The 328-nt window shown below is 44.2% G+C and carries 1 protein-coding gene; it reads left to right on the forward strand.

Annotation, left to right across the window (positions count from 1 at the left end; translation table 11 throughout):
* Nucleotides 1-228: hypothetical protein (locus tag AB4585_RS23760; RefSeq protein ID WP_372171224.1), on the forward strand; the 228-nt coding region annotated here is incomplete at its 5' end.
* Nucleotides 229-328 lie beyond the last annotated feature (100 nt).

A 328-nucleotide genomic window follows, 5' to 3' on the forward strand; every position in this document is an offset into this window, starting at 1 on the left:
CCTCACTACCAAACTGAACTGGCAAAGCTGTACCGCGAAGCTGAACAACAACAGCAACGCGACTACTCTCGACAACAGATCATTTTGCATGAACTGCACAACTACGAGTGTTTTCTACTTTCTGATCCACAAGAGGCCATTGAGTCACTTGCTGTACGGGGTTTCACCAAGGAAGAAATTATCGAGGTTTACGGTAAGCATTACAAAAATGCTGTCGCTGCAATCTAACCATCCAAAAACCAAATGAGCATTGCTTGTTTGGTTTTTTCTTATCTCAAACCACCAACAACACCTCAGCGCTGGTGGCATTTTAGCGAAATCACTTCCC

This window comes from Vibrio sp. 10N.222.49.C9 (assembly GCF_041474985.1).
GTDB classification, from domain to species: domain Bacteria; phylum Pseudomonadota; class Gammaproteobacteria; order Enterobacterales; family Vibrionaceae; genus Vibrio; species Vibrio crassostreae_C.